Source organism: Kitasatospora sp. NPDC094028 (assembly GCF_049543595.1).
In the GTDB taxonomy this organism is placed as follows: Bacteria; Actinomycetota; Actinomycetes; order Streptomycetales; family Streptomycetaceae; genus Kitasatospora.
In genome coordinates, this window is record NZ_JBMVFA010000032.1 from 74897 (window position 1) to 91278 (window position 16382).

Here is a 16382-nt window from a genome sequence, read left to right on the forward strand (position 1 = left end):
AATCCCCCGTGGCCCGGCTCGGCCACGAGCCAACGCCGATCGCGCCGGGCGGTCAACGGGGCAGTGCGATGTCGAACGGAAATACGCCGCACAGTGGACCGGGCGGTGGCGGGCTCGTACGGAAGGGCTCGGACACGCTGGCAGAATTGGCGTGTGATCGACGCACGACGGCTGCGGACCCTCCGGGCCGTGGCGGACCACCGGACCGTGACCGCCGCTGCGGCCGCGCTCTACCTGACCCCCTCCGCGGTCTCCCAGCAGCTCACCGCCCTGGAACAGGAGACCGGGCACCACCTGCTCGCCCGCGAGGGCCGCGGCGTGCGGCTGACCGCCGCCGGGGAGATCCTGCTCGGCCACGCCGACGTGGTGCTCGCCCAGCTCGAACGCGCCGAGGCCGACCTCGCCGCGTACAGCGCGGGCGCCGCCGGCGAGGTCACCGTCGCGTCCTTCGCCACCGGCATCGCGCTCGTGCTCGCCCCGACGATCGGGCTGCTCGCCGAGCGCGCCCCGGGCGTGCGGCTCAAGGTCCTGGACGCCGAGGGGGACGCCAGCCTGCCGATGGTCCTGGACGGGCGGGCCGACCTCGCCGTGGCCGTCGAGTACCGGGGAGCCCCGCGCGCCGACGACGCCCGGCTCACCCGCGTCCCGCTGTACGCCGAGCCCTTCGAGGCCGTCCTGCCGCTCGACCACCCGCTGGCCGCCGACTCCGGCCCGCTCGCCGTCGCCGACCTGGCCGACCAGCCCTGGATCGGGCCCTACCCGGGCAACCCCTGCCATGACGTCGTCCTGCTGGCCTGCGAGCACGCGGGCTTCCAGCCCCGGCTGCTGCACTCCTCGGACGACTTCCGCGCCGTGGTCGCGCTCGCCTCGGCGGGCGCCGGGGTCGCGCTGGTGCCGCGTTCGGCGCTGCGCGGCGTCGACCTCGGGCGGGTCGCCGTCCGGCCCGTCGACAGCGAACTCGCCACCCGGCGGGTGTTCGCCGCCGTCCGGGCGGGCGCGGACGGGCACCCGCTGATCCGGCCGGTGCTGGACGCCCTCGCCGAGGCGGCCGCCGCCGAGGCCTGACGCCGCCTCCCGCTTTCGGCGGACGGAGCAGACCGCGCGGGCCGCGAACCGACCGGGGCGGCTGCCCGGAAACGGCGCCGGAGCCCTGCCCGCGCGTGCGGCGGGCAGGGCTCCGGAAGTCCGGCGGTCGCTCGGCGTCCCGGGGCGGGCGGCCGCCGCCGTGGTGGGGTGGCGGGGCGTCCCGGCTCGGGCGGCCGTGCAGCCGCTGGTCGGTGGGGGCGGTCGGTCGGGACCGCCCGGGGTCACCCGGTGAGGGTGATGAGGTGGACGGCGGGGGCCGAGACCACCTGGACGGTGTCGGTGCCGGGGACGCGCAGCTTGGCGAAGCCGCCCTGGAGCGCGACCAGCGCACTGGGCACGTACGAGATCGCCTCGCCGTCCGCGTTCAGCACCGTGTAGCCGGTGTTGAGTTCGACGGCGGCTTCGATCCAGTCCTCGCTCATGCGTCCCCCCGGTGTGCGACCTGCGAAACGGTACCGATCGGTTCCGACTGAGAGGACGGTACCGATCGGTACCGTTTGGCGTCAAGGGTGGTTAGGATCGGTGCATGGCAGTCAACGCACGGGCGCGCCTGCTGAGCACGGCCGAAGCCCTCTTCTACGCCTACGGGATCCACGCGGTCGGAGTGGAGCGCATCCTCTCCGAGTCCGGTGTGGGCCGGGCGTCCTTCTACCGGCACTTCGCCGGGAAGGAGGCCCTGGTGACCGCGGTCCTGGAGGGCCGCGACGCGCGGTGGCGCGCCTGGCTCACCGAGCGGGTGGCCGCGCACGGCGGCCACCCGCTGCACATCTTCGACGCACTGGCCGAACGGTTCTCGGCGCCCGACTACCGCGGCTGCGTCGCGATCACCACGATGACCGAGATCGCCGACCGGTCCAGCCCGGCCCGCCGGATGGCGGCGCTGCACAAGACGCGCGTCGTCGAGCTGGTCGAGCAGCTGATGCGGGACGCGGACGTCCCCGAATCCGGCGTGCGCGCCAAGCAGTTCGCCCTGCTGATGGACGGCGCCATCGTCACCGCGCTGCGCGAGGGCACGCCGGAGGCCGCCTGGCGGGCCCGCGGCATCGCGGAATCCCTGCTGGCCGCCTGAGACGGTGCGAGGCGTCAGCGGCACAGCCGTGCGACGAGCTCCAACTCGTGGGCCAGCAGCGCCACGTCACGCGGGCCGGCGTGCGGCGCGCTGAGCGAGCGCACGCGGAAGCGGTTGTGCGGGGTGGTGTCGTCCGCCTCCCGGATCATGAGGTCCTGGAGCGGCAGCGGGATGGTGTGGTCCTGCGTGTAGCGCACGAATGTGCGCGGCACCCGGCCCCAGGTCGCGGGCAGTCCGCGGGCGTCCTCGCTCGCGCCGATCGCCGCCGACTCGTCCGGCTCCAGGATGTTCATCAGCGCCCGGACCTCGGCGTCCGACCGGTCCGCGGCGATCGCCTCCTTGACGATCGCGAGGAACCCCGGGTCGCCCGAGCGCCAGTTGACCCGGCTGATGCCCAGCTCCGGCGCCGTCCGGACCGCGGGGAGCCTGGTCATGAAACTGGTGGCCGCCTCGGGGGCCGTCATCAGCCGCAGCACCGAGGGGTGCTTCGTCGGGCAGAACGCGGAGGCGTACACCAGGTGCGCGACCAGCTCGGGCACCTGGTTGGCGACGGCGTTGAGGGTCACCCCGCCGAGGCTCCCGCCGACCAGCACCACCGGGCCGTTGCGGCGCGCCTGCCGCACCACGCCGATGACGTGCGCGGCGAAGTCCGCCAGCGTCACCCTGGATATCGGGGACGGCTCGGTGCGCAGCCGCTCCAGGTCCTGCGGGGTCTGGTAGGACTCGGGCAGGTACGCGCCGAGGCCGTGCCCGGGCAGGTCGACCGCGATCGCGCGGTGCCCGCGCAGACCCAGCTCGCGCAACAGGGGCTGCCAGTAGAAGGAGTTGCTCCCCGAACCGTGCACCAGGACGAAGGTGGGCCCGCCGGGCCCGGGCCCGGGCCCGTCCGCGTGCGCGGCGGAGGCGGCCGCGCCCATCGCGGTGACCGCACCCGCCCCGACGACGGCCGCCTTCAGCGCACTGCGCCGCGACGTCCCGCCATTCCCGGCACTTCGCTGTTCCTCGGCCATGTGCGGCCACCTCCTTGTGTCCCGGTGGAGCTCATCGTTCGGGGGTTCTCCCCGGAAGAACGTACGCCTCCTTACTGACCATTCGTCACGGGGGTTGTGGCCCTAGGCTGTCACCGGCGACGGAGGGTTCGGGCCCGACCGCGGGCGGGCCCCCGGTGCCCGCCTTCGGCCGACCGTCGGTATCGATGACAGAGGTGCACGGTGCACGAGCTGATCCGCCGTCATGCGACGGACCTCCAGGACAAGACCGCCTTCGCCGACGCCGACGAAGCGGTGGGCTACGGCGAACTCGCCCGCAGAACCGCCCGGGTGGCCGGCAACCTCCGGGTCGATCGCGGAAGCCGGGTCGCGCTGTACCTGGGCAACGGGGTGCCCGCCGTCACGGCCACGCTCGGCGTCTGCCGTGCGGCCGCGGTCGGGGTCCCGCTCGACGTGCGCGGCGACGACGACGAGCTCCGGCACCGACTGGCCGACAGCGGCGCGGAGTTGGTGGTCACCGACCGGGAACACCTGGCACGCGCCCGGCGGGTGGCCGGGGCCCGCGCGGTGACCGTCGACGACCTGCTCGCGCCCACCGGAACGCCGCCCCGCGACGACCTGGAACCGGACGAGCCCGCCTGGCTCCACTACACGTCCGGGACCAGCGGGGACCCGAAGGGCGTGCCGTCGACGCAGCGGGCCTGGCTCCGGTCGGCCGAGCACGCCTACCGGGACCTGCTGGGCATGACCGCCGACGATCACCTGCTCTGGCCGCTCCCGCTGTTCCACGCCTTCGGGCACTCGATGTGCGTGGTGGGCGTCCTGACGCTGGGCGCGAGCGCCTACGTGATGGACCGCTTCACGCCGGACCGGGCGGCCGAGCTGCTGCGCGCGGTACCGTTCACCGCGCTCGGCGGCGTGCCGACCGTCTTCACCCAGCTCCTGGACGTCGGGGCGCCGCTGCCGGCGCGGTGCCTGTCGGCCGGGGCGCCGCTGCCGGACGAGCTGCGGGCCCGGTTCCGCCGCCGGTTCGACCGTGAACTGCACGACGGCTACGGCAGCACCGAGACCTCCGGGAAGATCGCGATCGACGGCGTCGTCCTGCCCGGCATCGACACCCGGCTGGTGGACGGCGAGATCCGGCTGCGGATGCCCGGCACCGACCGGTGGCACGCCACCGGGGACCTCGGCCGCGAGGAGGGCGGCCGGCTCGTGGTGACCGGGCGGGTCGGCGAGCTGATCATCCGGGGCGGGGAGAACATCCACCCGGCCGAGATCGAGCAGGTCCTCGCCCGTTGCCCGGGCGTCCGGGAGGTGGCCGTGGCGGGCGAGCCCGACCCGGTCCTCGGGCAGGTGCCGGTCGCCTACGTGGTGGGCGACGCCGATCCGGCGGCGCTGCTCGCCCACTGCCGCCGCCTGCTGCCACCGCACCGGGTGCCGCAGGCGATCCGCCCGCTCGGCCGGATCCCGCAGACCTCCTCGGGCAAACCGGTGCGCAAGCGGCTCCGCTTCCGGTACCTGCTCGACGTGGTCCTGCGGGAGACCGCGGCGATCACCGGCCGCCCGCCCGCGGAGGACCAACCGTTCGCCGGGGCCGGTCTGGACTCGCTCGGCGCGGTGCGCCTGCGCGACCGGCTGGGCGCGGAGCTGGGTGTCGCACTGCCGCCGTCGCTGGTGTTCGATCACCCGACGCCCCGCGCGGTGGCCGAGCACCTCGCCGATGGGGCCGCGAGCCCGCCGCCGCCCGCCCGCAGGGCCACCGAGCCGATCGCGATCGTGGGCATGGCCTGCCGCTACCCCGGCGGGATCAGCTGCCCCGAGGACCTCTGGCGGGTGGTCGCCGCCGGACAGGACACCACCACGGGATTCCCCACCGACCGGGGCTGGCCGCTGGACGAGCTGTTCGACCCGGACCCGGACCACGTGGGCACCAGCTACGTCACCCGCGGCGGCTTCCTGACCGACGCGGCCGACTTCGACGCCGGGTTCTTCCGGATGTCGCCGCGCGAGGCCCTGGCCACCGACCCGCAGCAGCGACTGCTGCTGGAGACGGCCTGGGAGGCGCTCGAACGGGCGGGCATCGCGCCCGAATCGGTGCGGGGCAGCGACACCGGCGTGTTCGTCGGACTGATGTACAACGACTACGCCGGCCGCTTCCTGGGCGCCCCGCACCCGCTGGAGTCCCAGATCGCCCTGGGCGCGGCGGGGAGCGTGGCCTCCGGTCGGATCGCCTACGCCCTGGGCCTGCACGGGCCGGCCCTCACCCTGGACACCGCCTGCTCCTCGTCCCTGGTCACCCTGCACCTCGCCGCGGACTCGCTGCGGGCCGGCCAGTGCGACCTGGCCCTGGCCGGCGGCGCGACCGTCATGGCCACGCCGGACAGCTTCGTGGCGTTCAGCCGGCAGCGCGCCCTGGCCCCGGACGGACGGGTGAAGCCGTTCTCCGCGGCCGCCGACGGCACGGCCTGGTCGGAGGGAGTGGGGCTGCTGGTCCTCGAACGGGTGGCCGACGCGGTGCGCAACGGCCACCCCGTCCTGGCCCTGCTGCGCGGCTCGGCGGTCAACCAGGACGGCGCGTCCAACGGCCTGACGGCGCCCAGCGGCCCGGCCCAGGCGGCCGTGATCCAGCAGGCGCTGGCCGACGCCGGGCTGACCGCCGCCGAGGTGGACGTGGTCGAGGCCCACGGCACCGGCACCGCCCTGGGCGACCCGATCGAGGCGGCCGCGCTGCTCGCCACCTACGGCCAGGACCGCACGGACCCGGTCCTGGTCGGTACCGTCAAGTCCAACCTCGGGCACACCCAGGCCGCCGCCGGGGTCGCGGGCGTGATCAAGAGCGTGCTGGCGATGCGGCACCGCACCGTGCCCGCCACCCTGCACATCGACGAGCCGTCCCCGGACGTCGACTGGTCCGCCGGTGCGCTCCGCCTGGTCACCGAGCCGACGCCCTGGCCGGCCCGGGACCGGCCGCGCCGGGCCGGAGTGTCGGCCTTCGGGATCTCGGGCACCAACGCGCACGTGATCGTCGAGGAGTACGAGCAACTGCGGGTGGCGTTCCTCCTCCCGGGGGAGGGGGCGCAGCGGCCCGGCACGGGACGGGACCTGGCCGCCCGGTACCCGGTGTTCGCCGAGGCCTTCGAGCAGGCGTGCGCCCGGCTGGATCCGGAGCTGCGGGAGGCGACCGGCACCGAGCCGGTGCACCGCACGGACCTCGCCCAGGCGGCCCTGTTCGCCCACGAGGTGGCGCTGTTCCGCCTGTTGGAGTCCTGGGGGTACCGCCCGGACGCGCTGATCGGGCAGGGTACCGGGCAGATCGCGGCGGCGCACGTGGCGGGCGTGCTGTCGCTGCCCGACGCGGCGCGGCTGGTCACGGCCCGCGGGCGGCTGCTGCGCGAAGGGACGGCGGGCGACGCCGCGGAATCCGCTCTCGGCGGGTTCGCCGAGCTGGCCCGGAGCCTGACGTACCGTCCACCGGCCATCCCGGTCGTCGGCGCCCGCCCGGACGATCCGGACCACTGGGTGCGGCAGCTGTGCGAGACCGTCCGCCTCGCCGACCAGCTGGCCCTGGTCGGGGGCGCCACCCTGGTCGGACTGGGCCCGGGCGACCCGCCGGCCGAGCTGGCCGGGCGCGTCATCCCCACCACCGACCCCGAGCGGGCGGTGGCCCGGCTGCGGGGCACCCGTACCTTCCGGCGCCGGCGCTACTGGCTCGACCGCGCGGCCGAGCACCCGCTGGTCGAGTCGACCGTGGTGGTGCCCGGCACCGGCGAGGTGGTGTGCGTCGCCGACCTCAGCCCGGCCTGGCTGCTGGACCACGTCGTCGGCGGGACGGCGGTCGTACCCGCCACGGCGATCCTGGAACTGGTGCTGTACGCCGGGGAACGGGCCGGCTGCGGCAGCGTCGAGGAACTGGTCCTGCACACGCCGATCCGCCTGCCGGAGACCAGGCGGGCCGAGATCGTGGTGCGCCCGGAGTCCGACGGCGTGCGGCCGTTCGAGGTGCACGCGAACGGGGTCCGGTGCGCCAGCGGCCGGCTGGACGCCCGCTCCCGGCCCGCGCCGCCGGTGGAGACCGGCGAGTGGCCCCCGCCGGACGCCGAGGAGCTCGACGTCGAGCACGCCGACTACGGGCCGGCGTTCCGCGGGCTGAGCCGGCTGTGGCGCCGGGGCGACGAACTCTTCGGAGAGGTGCGCGGGGAGTTCCCCGACGCGGGGCGGTACGCGCTGCACCCCGCGCTGTTCGACGCGGCGTTGCACCCGGCCCGGCAGCTCGGCGGGGGCGTGCCGTTCGCCCTGCGCGGCGTGCACCTGCTGACGCGCGGCGCCACGGCGTTGCGCGTCCGCGTCCGGGGCGGGCGGATCGACCTCACCGACCGGACGGGCCGACCGGTGGCGCTCGTCGAATCGCTCACCGCGCGGGCGGCCGGAACCGGCCGGGGCGCCCTGTACCGCCCGCGGTGGCACCCGGTCCCGGGACCGCTGCGGGGCAAGGTCCTGGAGGTGCCGGCCGGGGACGCGCCCGGCGCCCTGGCGCTGGTGCTGCGGGAGTTGCAGGCCGACCACGACCACCTGACCGTCCTGGTGCGGCCGGGAGACCTCGCCGGAGCGGCGGTGGCCGGCCTGGTCCGGGTCGCGCAGGCCGAGCACCCCGGCCGGTTCATCCTGGCCGAACTCGGCGACGGCCGTACGGAGATCGTGCCCGAGCGCGCCGAGCTGGTCCCGGTGCCGGGCGGCCGCGCCTTCCGCTGGCGCGGGACCGTCCTGGTCACCGGCGGCGGCGCACTCGGCCGCGCGGTCGCCGACCACCTGCGGGAGAAGGGCGTGCGCGTCGTGGTCGCCAGCCGCACCGGCGAGACGCGGCTGGACGTGACCGACCGCGCGGCGCTGACCGCACTGGTCGACTCGATCGCGGACCTGCGGGCCGTCGTGCACACCGCCGGGGTGCTCGACGACGGGATTCTGGCCCGGATGACCCCGGAGCGCCTCGCGACGGTGTGGCGCCCCAAGGCCGAAGCGGCCTGGCACCTGCACGAGTCGACCGCGCACCGGGACCTGGACGCCTTCGTGCTGTTCTCCTCGGCGGCCGGGGTGCTCGGCCACGCCGGACAGGCCAACTACGCGGCGGCCAACAGCTACCTGGACGAACTCGCGCGCCACCGGCGGCGGTTGGGGCTGCCCGCGCTCTCGCTGGCCTGGGGCCCGTGGACGGTCGGGATGATGGCCGACCGGACGGCCGGCCCCGGCCTGCTGCCGCTCACCCCCGGGGAGGGGGTGGCACTGCTGGAGGCCGCGCTGGGCACCGACGAGCCGGTTCTGGTGCCGATCGCGTTCGACCGCGCGGCCCGGCCGAGGGCCCGGCGGACGTCGGAGCCGGCACCGCCGGCCGTACCAGGCGCACCGGCCGGACCGGCCGTACCGGTCGTACCTGGCGTTCCGACGCCGCCGGCCGACCTGCTGGAGCTGGTGTGCGCGGAGGTCGCCGCCGTGCTGAGCCACCCGGACGTGCACCCGGACACCCCGATGCTCGACCTCGGCTTCGATTCGCTGACCTCGATCGAGCTGCGCAACCGGCTGGAAGGCCGGGCCGGGCTGCGCCTGCCCGCCACGGTGGTGCTCGAATCCGCCACACCCAGGGCTCTGGCCGAGCAGCTGCGCCCGCCGCCGCCCCCGGGGTCGCTCGCCTTCCTCTACCGCAGGCTGTGCGAACGGGGCCGCCCCCGGGAGGCCATGCACCTGCTCGTCACCGCCTCGTGGGCGCTGCCGTCCGCGGCGACGCTCCCGTCCGCCGCCCCACGCCGCCTCGGCGACGGCGATGGAGACGGCGACGGCGAGGGCCCGGCGATCGTCTGCTTCCCCGCCTTCGCCTCACCCCCGGGCGAGTACGGCCCGCTGGCCCGCCACCTGCCGGGCCTGTGGGTGCTCCCGCACCCGGGATACGACGGCGGCCCCGTACCGGAGGACGTGGAAGCCCTCGTCCGGGCCCACGCCGCCTCGATCGGTCGGCTCGACCGGCCGGTGGTGCTGCTGGGCCGCTCCACCGGCGGCCTGGTCGCGCAGGCCGCCGCCGAACGGGTCGGCGCCGAGGCCGTGGTGCTGGTGGACACCCACCCCGTCCGCGACGAGGAATGGCTCACCGAACTGCCGGTCCGCAGCGCGATCGGCCTCGACGAGCCCGCCCTCGCGGCCATGGGCGCCTACACCCGCATCTTCCTGGACTGGCAGGCGGAGTCGACCGTACCGACCCTGCACCTGCGCGCCGGCGACGTGCCGGGCGACCACCACTCGGTCCTCGACGAGCACGTGGCCACCACGGCGGCGGCGATCCGCCGCTGGCTCTCCCGGACGGTGCCGCCCGGGCCGGGCCGCCCGTCGGCGTGAAGCCGCGGCGTTCCCGCGGGCGTCAGCGGGCGGCGGCGTGGGCGGCGGCGTGCGGCCGGGCGAGGTTGTCGGGGTGGAGGATCTCGCTGAGCTCCGCCTGGGTGAGCAGGCCGCGGCGGAGCACGAGGTCGTGGACGGGCGCGCCGGTGGTGAGGGCCTCCTGCGCGATGGCGGTGGCGTTCTCGTAGCCGATGTGCGGGTTGAGGGCGGTGACCAGGCCGATGGAGTGGCCGACCAGGTGGGCGAGGTGGTCGCGGTTGGCGGTGATGCCGACGACGCAGCGCTCCGCCAGGGTCCGGCAGCCGGCGCGCAGGTGGGTCAGGCTCTTCATGAGGCTGTGGGCGATCACCGGTTCGAAGGCGTTGAGCTGGAGCTGCCCGGCCTCGGCGGCGAACGTGACGGTGAGGTCGTTGCCGATGACCTCGAAGGCGATCTGGTTGACGACCTCGGGGACGACCGGGTTGACCTTGCCCGGCATGATGCTCGAACCCGCCTGGACCGCGGGCAGGTTGATCTCGCCGAGGCCGGTGCGCGGGCCCGAGGAGAGCAGCCGCAGGTCGTTGCAGGTCTTGGAGAGCTTGACCGCGATCCGCTTGAGCACGCCGGACAGCTGGACGAACGCGCCGGCGTCCTGGGTGGCCTCGACCAGGTCACCGGCGATCACGACGGGAATGCCGGTGATGGCGCCGAGGTGGGCGCAGGCCCTGGCCGCGTAGTCGGGGTGGGCGTTGAGCCCGGTGCCGATGGCGGTGCCGCCGAGGTTGATCTCCCGGATCAGCTCGCAGGCCTCGGCCAGCCGGCCGCGGTCCTCTTCCAGCATGACGGCGAAGGTGGCGAACTCCTGGCCGAGGGTCATCGGGACGGCGTCCTGGAGCTGGGTGCGGCCCATCTTGAGGACGTCCGCGAACTCCTCCGCCTTGGCCGCGAAGGCGTCCCGCAACTCGCCCATGGCGTCGTGCAGTTCGCGGGCGGCCAGGTGCAGGGCGATCTTGACGGCGGTCGGGTAGACGTCGTTGGTGCTCTGGCCGGCGTTGACGTCCTCCAGCGGGTGCAGGCTTCCGTACTCGCCCTTGGCGAGGCCGAGGAGCTCCAGCGCGCGGTTGGCGATGACCTCGTTCGCGTTCATGTTGGTGGAGGTGCCGGCGCCGCCCTGGATCACGTCGACGACGAACTGGTCGTGGAGCCGTCCGGTACGGATCTCCTCGCAGGCCGCCGTGATCGCCTCCGCCTTGTGGTCCGCGAGCAGGCCCAGGTCGCGGTTGGCCCGCGCGGACGCCTGCTTGACGCAGGCCAGTGCGGTCACCAGCTGCGGGTACACGGAGACCGGCGTGCCGGTGATCGGGAAGTTCTCCACCGCCCGGAGCGTGTGGATGCCGTAGTAGGCGGCGGACGGTACGTCCCGCTCGCCGAGCAGATCGTGTTCGGTACGCACCGCGGGCGTGCTGACGGTGCTCGGGGCAGGCTGCATGGGGTTCCGTTCGAGTGAGGGCCGGGCATGGAGGCGCGCGGCGGGATGCGGACCGCGGTGCGGCGCCAGGCGCAAGATTAGGCCGAATCGTCCGCAATCGGTTTGCCGATCCAGGCGCCCGTGGCCGCTTCGGCGGTGGATAATCGCGTCATGGACAGGATCGACAGGGATATCTTGCGCGAGCTCCAGAAGGACGGCCGGCTGACCATCCAGGAACTCGCCCAGCGGGTCGGCCTCACCTCCTCGCCCTGCATGCGACGGGTGCGGCAGCTGGAGCAGGACGGCGTGATCGAGGGGTACCGGGCGATCGTCAACCCGGCCGCGGTCGGCCGCGGCTTCGAGGTGCTGGTGTCGGTCGAGCGCGACACCCGGTCCGTCGCGGCCTTCGAGGCCGAACTGCTGACGATCCCGGAAGTCGTCGAGGCGTACCGCCTGATGGGCAGCCCCGCCTGCCTGCTGCGCGTCGCGGTGGCCGACCTCGCGGCCTACGAGAAGCTCTGGACCGAGCGGCTCACCACCCTCCCCGGAGCCACCGCCGTCAACTCACAGATCATCATGAAGCCGATCAAGCAGCCCAGCGGCCTCCCCGTCGACCGCTGACCGGCCGGCCCCCCTCGTCCCACCTGCTCCCGGACCGACGGGACGAGGGGGGCCGGATCCGATCCGGGCTCCGCTGCGACGCCCTGGTGATCGGCTCGGGAGCCGGAGGCAGCGCCGCGGCCCTGGAGCTCGCCGGCGCGGGCCGGGAGGTCCGCGTCCTGGAGGAGGGCCCGCTCGTCCCGCAGGCGCGGATCACCGGGGCGTCCCCGGCGGAGAACCTGCGCCTGCTCTACCGTCAGGGCGGTCTGCTGCCCATCCACGGCGCACCCACCATCCCGTTCGGGGAGGGGCGTTGCGTCGGGGGCACCACCGTGGTCAACGGCGGGCTGTTCTGGCGTCCTCCCGACCACCTGCTGGAGTGCTGGGCGTCCGCCGGCGTCGACGGCTTCCGGGCCCACCACCTCGCCCCCCCCACCTGGCCGGGGCGGAGCGGCGCCTCGGCGTCGTCGACCAGCCGCCCAGGCCGGGCAACCGCGGTTCGGCGAACCCGTCCGCGCCACCGAGGGCACGATCTTCACCGCGCAACTGCAGGAGTTCGCCGACCGGGGTGTGCGGGTGATGCCCGCGAACCTCACCCCGGGGTCACTCGCCGCGGCACTGGCCGCCCACCCCGCCGGGACGGTCGACCGGATGCTGGCCCAGCTGGACCGGATCGCGGTCTACACGACGCAGGTGAGCGTCCAGGGCGCCGCCCGGCTTCACGAACCTGCGGCTGTGCGACGCGAGCGTCCTGCCGGGCGCCACCGGCGTCAGCCCGCAGGAGACCATCATGGGCTTCTCCCACCTGATGACGGCCCGGTACCTGGAGCAGCTCACCAGCCATCGGCCCGGCGGTACCCGAGCGTCCGGTACGTAGGGTGGGGGCGACGGCGTCGGTGCGAACGTGTGGAGTAGCTGGTGAATTCGTCCCCTGTCGCCAGCGGGGCTCTTGGCGTTTCCGCGCGCGGGTCAGCGCGCGAGCCGCAGGTTGTGGCGGCGGTGTTGGTGCTTGTGCTCGGCTTCACGCCTGTGCCGGCGGCGGTGCTGGTGGATGTCGTGCGGGAGGCCGAGGGGCCGGAGATGCCGGCGCCCTCGGCCTCGCGGTGCTACTTCCGGTGCGTTACGGGGTGCGTTCGGGCTGGAGGGTCCAGCGGAGGTTGTCCTGGGGGATGGGGCAGTCCCAGATGTCGAGGCTGCTGCCCGGCGTGGTTGCCCAGCCGTGGAGTTCGATGCAGCGGCCGGTGTTGGGGTCGTTGTTGGTGATGGTGGCGTTGTTGACGATGCGGCCGTCCGGGCGGACGGTCCATTTCTGGGTGGGCTTGTCCGCGCAGTTGGCGAGCTGGACGAGGGTGCCGTTGGCGGTGGCCCCGCCGGCGATGGAGAGGCAGTAGGCGCCGGCCCGGATGGTGCCGTCCGTGCCGAGGTTGTAGCGCTGGTTGGGGGTGTTCCAGCAGCTGCCGATGGCGAGTTGGGCGCCGTCGCGGGGGCCGCCCCAGGCGTCCATGCACATCGAGGGGGCCAGGTTCGGGTGGATCGAGGTGCTGGCGTCGGCGTAGCCGATCACGTTGGGGGTGCCGAAGCCGTCGACCTTGCCCTTGGTGGCGGTGCTGCTCTGGCCGGGGTAGATGGTGATGGCGTTGGTGTTGTCGACGGTCCAGAGGTCGGGGTAGCCGTCCGCGTTGATGTCGCCGGCGCCGATGCGCGGGTAGTTGGCGGTGGTCAGGGCCACGCCGGTGTTGAGCTTGATGCCCGCGTCGGGCTTGGTGAGGGTGGTGTAGTCGACGGTGCCGTCCGCGTTCCAGCCGAGCGAGTAGGCGTAGACGTCGCCGGTGGTGCGGTTGCGGGCCCACAGGGTGGTCTGGTTGGTCTGGCCCGGGTTGTTCTTGTCGGTGCTGGTGGTGAGGCCGTTGGCCGCGCCGGGGTTGAGGAGTTCCAGGTCGGCCCAGCTGCCGGAGACGGTGGGGATCAGCGTCGCGCTGTCGAGGTCGTCGAACGTGCCGTTGGGCTGGAGGAGGTAGAGGCTGTTGTTCTCGAGGGTGAGGATGGATGTCTGGCTGGTGATGATCTTGTGGTTCGGGTCCTTCGGGTCGTTCGCGGTGGCCTCGCCTTCGGGGGTGCCGAACGCGAGTGCTTGGGAGACGTTGCTCCAGATCTTGGGGGTGTAGTCGGGGCAGGGCTTTCCGGTTCCGTAGGTGGTGCAGGTGGTTGGGCGGGTGAGTGAGATGGGTTTGAGGTTGTCGAAGCGGCCGGTGCCTGTGTTCGGGATCAGGTAGAGGGCTTCTCGCAGCTTCGAGGTCGTGTCCTTGGTGTAGTGGGCGAGGAGTTCGTCGACGGCCTGGCCCATGGCCAAGGTGCCGTGGTGGCTGATCTGGAAGTCGGCCCAGGAGGTACCGTCCGGAGCGGCTGCGGCGGGGGCGGCGAGGGAGGTCGACGGGTCGGTGGTGCCGCCGATGATGCGCAGGTCTCCGGTTTTGTCGGTGAGGACGATGTCGGGCTTCTGGTCGTTGTTCACGTCGCCGAACACGGGCTGGGTGCCGGGTTTCCAGGGGGCGTAGAAGTTGTAGATCGCGGCCTGGCTGTAGTTGCCGGCGTTGTCCATGGCCCAGGCGTAGATGGTGTTGGTGCCCCACTGGCGCGGTTGGTAGGTGTAGGGCTGGCCGGGCTTCAGGGTGGTCGGGTCGCACTTCCAGCCCACGACAGGGGTGGGGTTGGTGCTGACGCGGATGCAGGCGACGCCGGAGGCGTACAGGCCCGCGCCGGGGACGGGGTCGTCGGCGTTGATGGTGAAGGTGCCGGTGTCGCCGGCGTACTTGGCCGGGTTCGGGTTGGGGGTGCCGGACGGCGGGAAGTCGGTGGAGCTGATGCTGACGCGCGGGTTGGTCTTGTCGACGCGGAAGTAGCACCAGTCGCTCGACGGCGAGGTCAGGAGACCGTCCGCGGATCGGGCGAGCCAGCCGTACTGGTGGCCGTCGGTGAGCGAGCCGACCGGCAGGGTGTAGGGGTTGTTGTAACTGCCGCCCCAGCCGCCGACGTTGCTGCCCAGGTTGAAGTTGGGGTCGTTGTCGTCCCACATCTGGAAGCCGGTGTAGAGGGGCTGGCCGCTGGGTGAGTAGCTGCTCGCGGCGAGGTAGATGTTCTGGTTGCTGCCGACCCAGCCGGGGTTGTCCCAGGGGTGGGCGCCCTTGGTGTTGCACTCGGCCGTGGTGTTGCTGCTGGCGAAGCCGGGGGCGGGGACGGTGTGCGGGGACCAGATGGTGGGGGTGATGTCGTAGGTGGTGGTGACGCTGGGGTTGCTGGCGAGGTAGTGGCGGTACTCCTTCTTCCACTCGGAGTCACTGGGGGCGATGGCGATGGTCCAGGTGGCCCACTTGCCGGCCGCTGCCTGCTGCATGACGCTGCTGACGTCGACGGCGATCGGGCCGGTGCCGGTGATCTGCTGGCCGCCGACGTAGCCGCATCCGTTCATGACCTGGGTGCCGTCGAGGCCGCACGGCTGCTGGTTCCAGGTGGTGCTGCCGTCGATGCCGGTCGGGGCCCAGTAGACGCCGAGGTTGGTCGCGGTACCGGGGCTGGAGGCGCCGGAGACCTGGGCGTTGAGGGTGGAGGTGTAGAGCGTGGGCGGGACCTGCGCGCCGTCCGGTTTGGTGTAGATGGCCGGGTTGACGTTGAACTGGAAGTAGGCGCGCTGGCGGCCCTCCTGGCCGCAGTCCTGGCTCGGGTCGGAGCTGTGGTAGCCGCAGAAGCCGGTGGCCAGGTTGGTCTTGGTGTTCCAGTTCGTGGCGTCCTTGTGGTTCTCCTGGACCTCGACGGAGCTCTGGGTGTAGCTGGTGACGGCGGTGAGGGTGGGGTCCAGGTACCAGGGGCCGGTGCCCGAGCCTAGGGCCTTCGGGTCCGGGGTCAACTCGATGGCGTCGCTGGTAGCTCGGCTGGCGATCGCGGCGACGTTCGCGCCGTCGCCCGGCGCCTCGGCCGTCGACGGGATACCGCTCTGGCCGGCGGCGTCTTCAGCGGCCGGCGCGGCAACCAGCTTCGCCGCCTTGGGCGTTGTCCCGGTCGCCGGGGCGGGCTTCGAGGAGTCCCACTGCAGGGGGGAGGGGGAGCGGAAGCGCAGTGCGCCCTTGTCGTCCTTGACGCTGATGGCGCCCTTGTCGTCGGAGGCGACGCTCAGGCCCTGGGCGGTGACGGGGAAGCGCAGCGTCTTCAGGGCGGGGTTGGTGGCGGCTTCGGGGGTTCGTACGACGATCACGTCGCGCCAGCCGCCGACCGGGAGCGCCGTCACCTGGAGGTCGACGCCGGGCAGCACGTCCGCGTAGGTGGCGGTGGCGCCACTGAGGGCCGGCCTTGGCAGGGCGAAGGGGGCGCTGACGGCGAGCTTCTTGCCGTCCGCCGTGGTGACGGTGGCCATCGGGCCGGTGCCGCCGCCGGAGAGTGCCAGCGCGGTGCTCGCGACGGCGGGACTGACCGTCCCGTCCGGGTTCTGGCGCAGCGTCTGGTCGAGGTCGGCCCAGCCGCCGTCGCGCTTCAACCGGACGGGCAGGGCGTTGTCCGTCGTCGACATCGTGCCGTCCGGGTTCGCGACGGTCCTCGACGCCACATCGGTCATCGCGTCCACGACGACCGGCTTGCCCGTCGACTTGGCCTTCGCCGCCGCGTCCAGCATCGCCTGCTGCACAGGGGCGCGGGGCGGCGCCGGAGTGGACGGAACGATGGGAGTCGCCCCGCCGATCGGTCCGTGGGACGGTGCGGACGTGGGGCCGGCGGCGAGTGCGGTCGGCGCGGCGAGCAGGCCCAGACTCAGGGCGATGCTCGTTCC

The 16382-nt window shown here is 73.8% G+C and carries 9 protein-coding genes and 1 pseudogene; 5 read left to right on the plus strand and 5 right to left on the minus strand.

Features of this window, described 5'->3' with window-relative positions; all coding sequences use genetic code 11:
• Positions 1–153: 153 nt before the first annotated feature.
• Positions 154–1065, plus strand: coding sequence for a LysR family transcriptional regulator (locus ACPC54_RS33340; RefSeq protein ID WP_498970183.1), 912 nt, complete (start codon positions 154–156; stop codon positions 1063–1065).
• Positions 1066–1307: 242 nt separating this feature from the next.
• On the opposite strand, the gene ACPC54_RS33345 is transcribed toward ACPC54_RS33340, so the two are convergent.
• On the minus strand, positions 1308–1508 hold the full coding sequence (locus ACPC54_RS33345; protein WP_498970184.1) for a hypothetical protein: 201 nt from the start codon (positions 1506–1508) through the stop codon (positions 1308–1310).
• A 104-nt stretch (positions 1509–1612) separates the two neighbouring features.
• On the opposite strand from ACPC54_RS33345, the gene ACPC54_RS33350 reads away from it, so the two are divergent.
• Complete coding sequence (locus tag ACPC54_RS33350; protein WP_498970185.1) at positions 1613–2155, plus strand: TetR/AcrR family transcriptional regulator; 543 nt, start codon at positions 1613–1615, stop codon at positions 2153–2155.
• A gap of 14 nt (positions 2156–2169) precedes the next feature.
• On the opposite strand, the gene ACPC54_RS33355 is transcribed toward ACPC54_RS33350, so the two are convergent.
• Positions 2170–3165: an alpha/beta fold hydrolase gene (locus ACPC54_RS33355; protein ID WP_498970186.1), complete on the minus strand. Its 996-nt coding sequence runs from the start codon at positions 3163–3165 to the stop codon at positions 2170–2172.
• A gap of 201 nt (positions 3166–3366) precedes the next feature.
• Between ACPC54_RS33355 and ACPC54_RS33360 the strand changes: the two genes are divergently transcribed.
• A complete protein-coding gene (locus ACPC54_RS33360; RefSeq protein ID WP_498970187.1) occupies positions 3367–9522 on the plus strand; it encodes a beta-ketoacyl synthase N-terminal-like domain-containing protein in 6156 nt (2051 codons plus the stop codon).
• A gap of 22 nt (positions 9523–9544) precedes the next feature.
• Here ACPC54_RS33360 and aspA read toward each other — a convergent pair whose 3' ends face one another.
• Positions 9545–10990, minus strand: coding sequence for an aspartate ammonia-lyase (gene aspA / locus ACPC54_RS33365; RefSeq protein WP_498970188.1), 1446 nt, complete (start codon positions 10988–10990; stop codon positions 9545–9547).
• A 150-nt stretch (positions 10991–11140) separates the two neighbouring features.
• Here aspA and ACPC54_RS33370 point away from each other — a divergent pair, with 150 nt between their 5' ends.
• On the plus strand, positions 11141–11590 hold the full coding sequence (locus tag ACPC54_RS33370) for an Lrp/AsnC family transcriptional regulator (RefSeq protein ID WP_498970189.1): 450 nt from the start codon (positions 11141–11143) through the stop codon (positions 11588–11590).
• A gap of 86 nt (positions 11591–11676) precedes the next feature.
• Positions 11677–11985 (plus strand): annotated as a pseudogene (locus ACPC54_RS33375) (GMC family oxidoreductase N-terminal domain-containing protein); the annotation flags it as partial.
• A 187-nt stretch (positions 11986–12172) separates the two neighbouring features.
• Here the strand turns inward: ACPC54_RS33375 and ACPC54_RS33380 are convergent.
• Positions 12173–12361, minus strand: a complete 189-nt coding sequence (locus ACPC54_RS33380; protein ID WP_498970201.1) for a hypothetical protein — start codon at positions 12359–12361, stop codon at positions 12173–12175.
• 328 nt (positions 12362–12689) lie between these two features.
• A complete protein-coding gene (locus tag ACPC54_RS33385) occupies positions 12690–16241 on the minus strand; it encodes a ricin-type beta-trefoil lectin domain protein (protein ID WP_498970190.1) in 3552 nt (1183 codons plus the stop codon).
• Positions 16242–16382 lie beyond the last annotated feature (141 nt).

What these genes read in the sequence shown, in the direction of transcription:
- aspA (WP_498970188.1), bottom strand. Translation starts at nt 10,990, where the DNA reads ATGCAGCCTGCCCCGAGCACCGTCAGCACGCCCGCGGTGCGTACCGAA.
- ACPC54_RS33370 (WP_498970189.1), top strand. Translation starts at nt 11,141, where the DNA reads ATGGACAGGATCGACAGGGATATCTTGCGCGAGCTCCAGAAGGACGGC.
- ACPC54_RS33355 (WP_498970186.1), bottom strand. Translation starts at nt 3,165, where the DNA reads ATGGCCGAGGAACAGCGAAGTGCCGGGAATGGCGGGACGTCGCGGCGC.
- ACPC54_RS33345 (WP_498970184.1), bottom strand. Translation starts at nt 1,508, where the DNA reads ATGAGCGAGGACTGGATCGAAGCCGCCGTCGAACTCAACACCGGCTAC.
- ACPC54_RS33350 (WP_498970185.1), top strand. Translation starts at nt 1,613, where the DNA reads ATGGCAGTCAACGCACGGGCGCGCCTGCTGAGCACGGCCGAAGCCCTC.
- ACPC54_RS33380 (WP_498970201.1), bottom strand. Translation starts at nt 12,361, where the DNA reads ATGATGGTCTCCTGCGGGCTGACGCCGGTGGCGCCCGGCAGGACGCTC.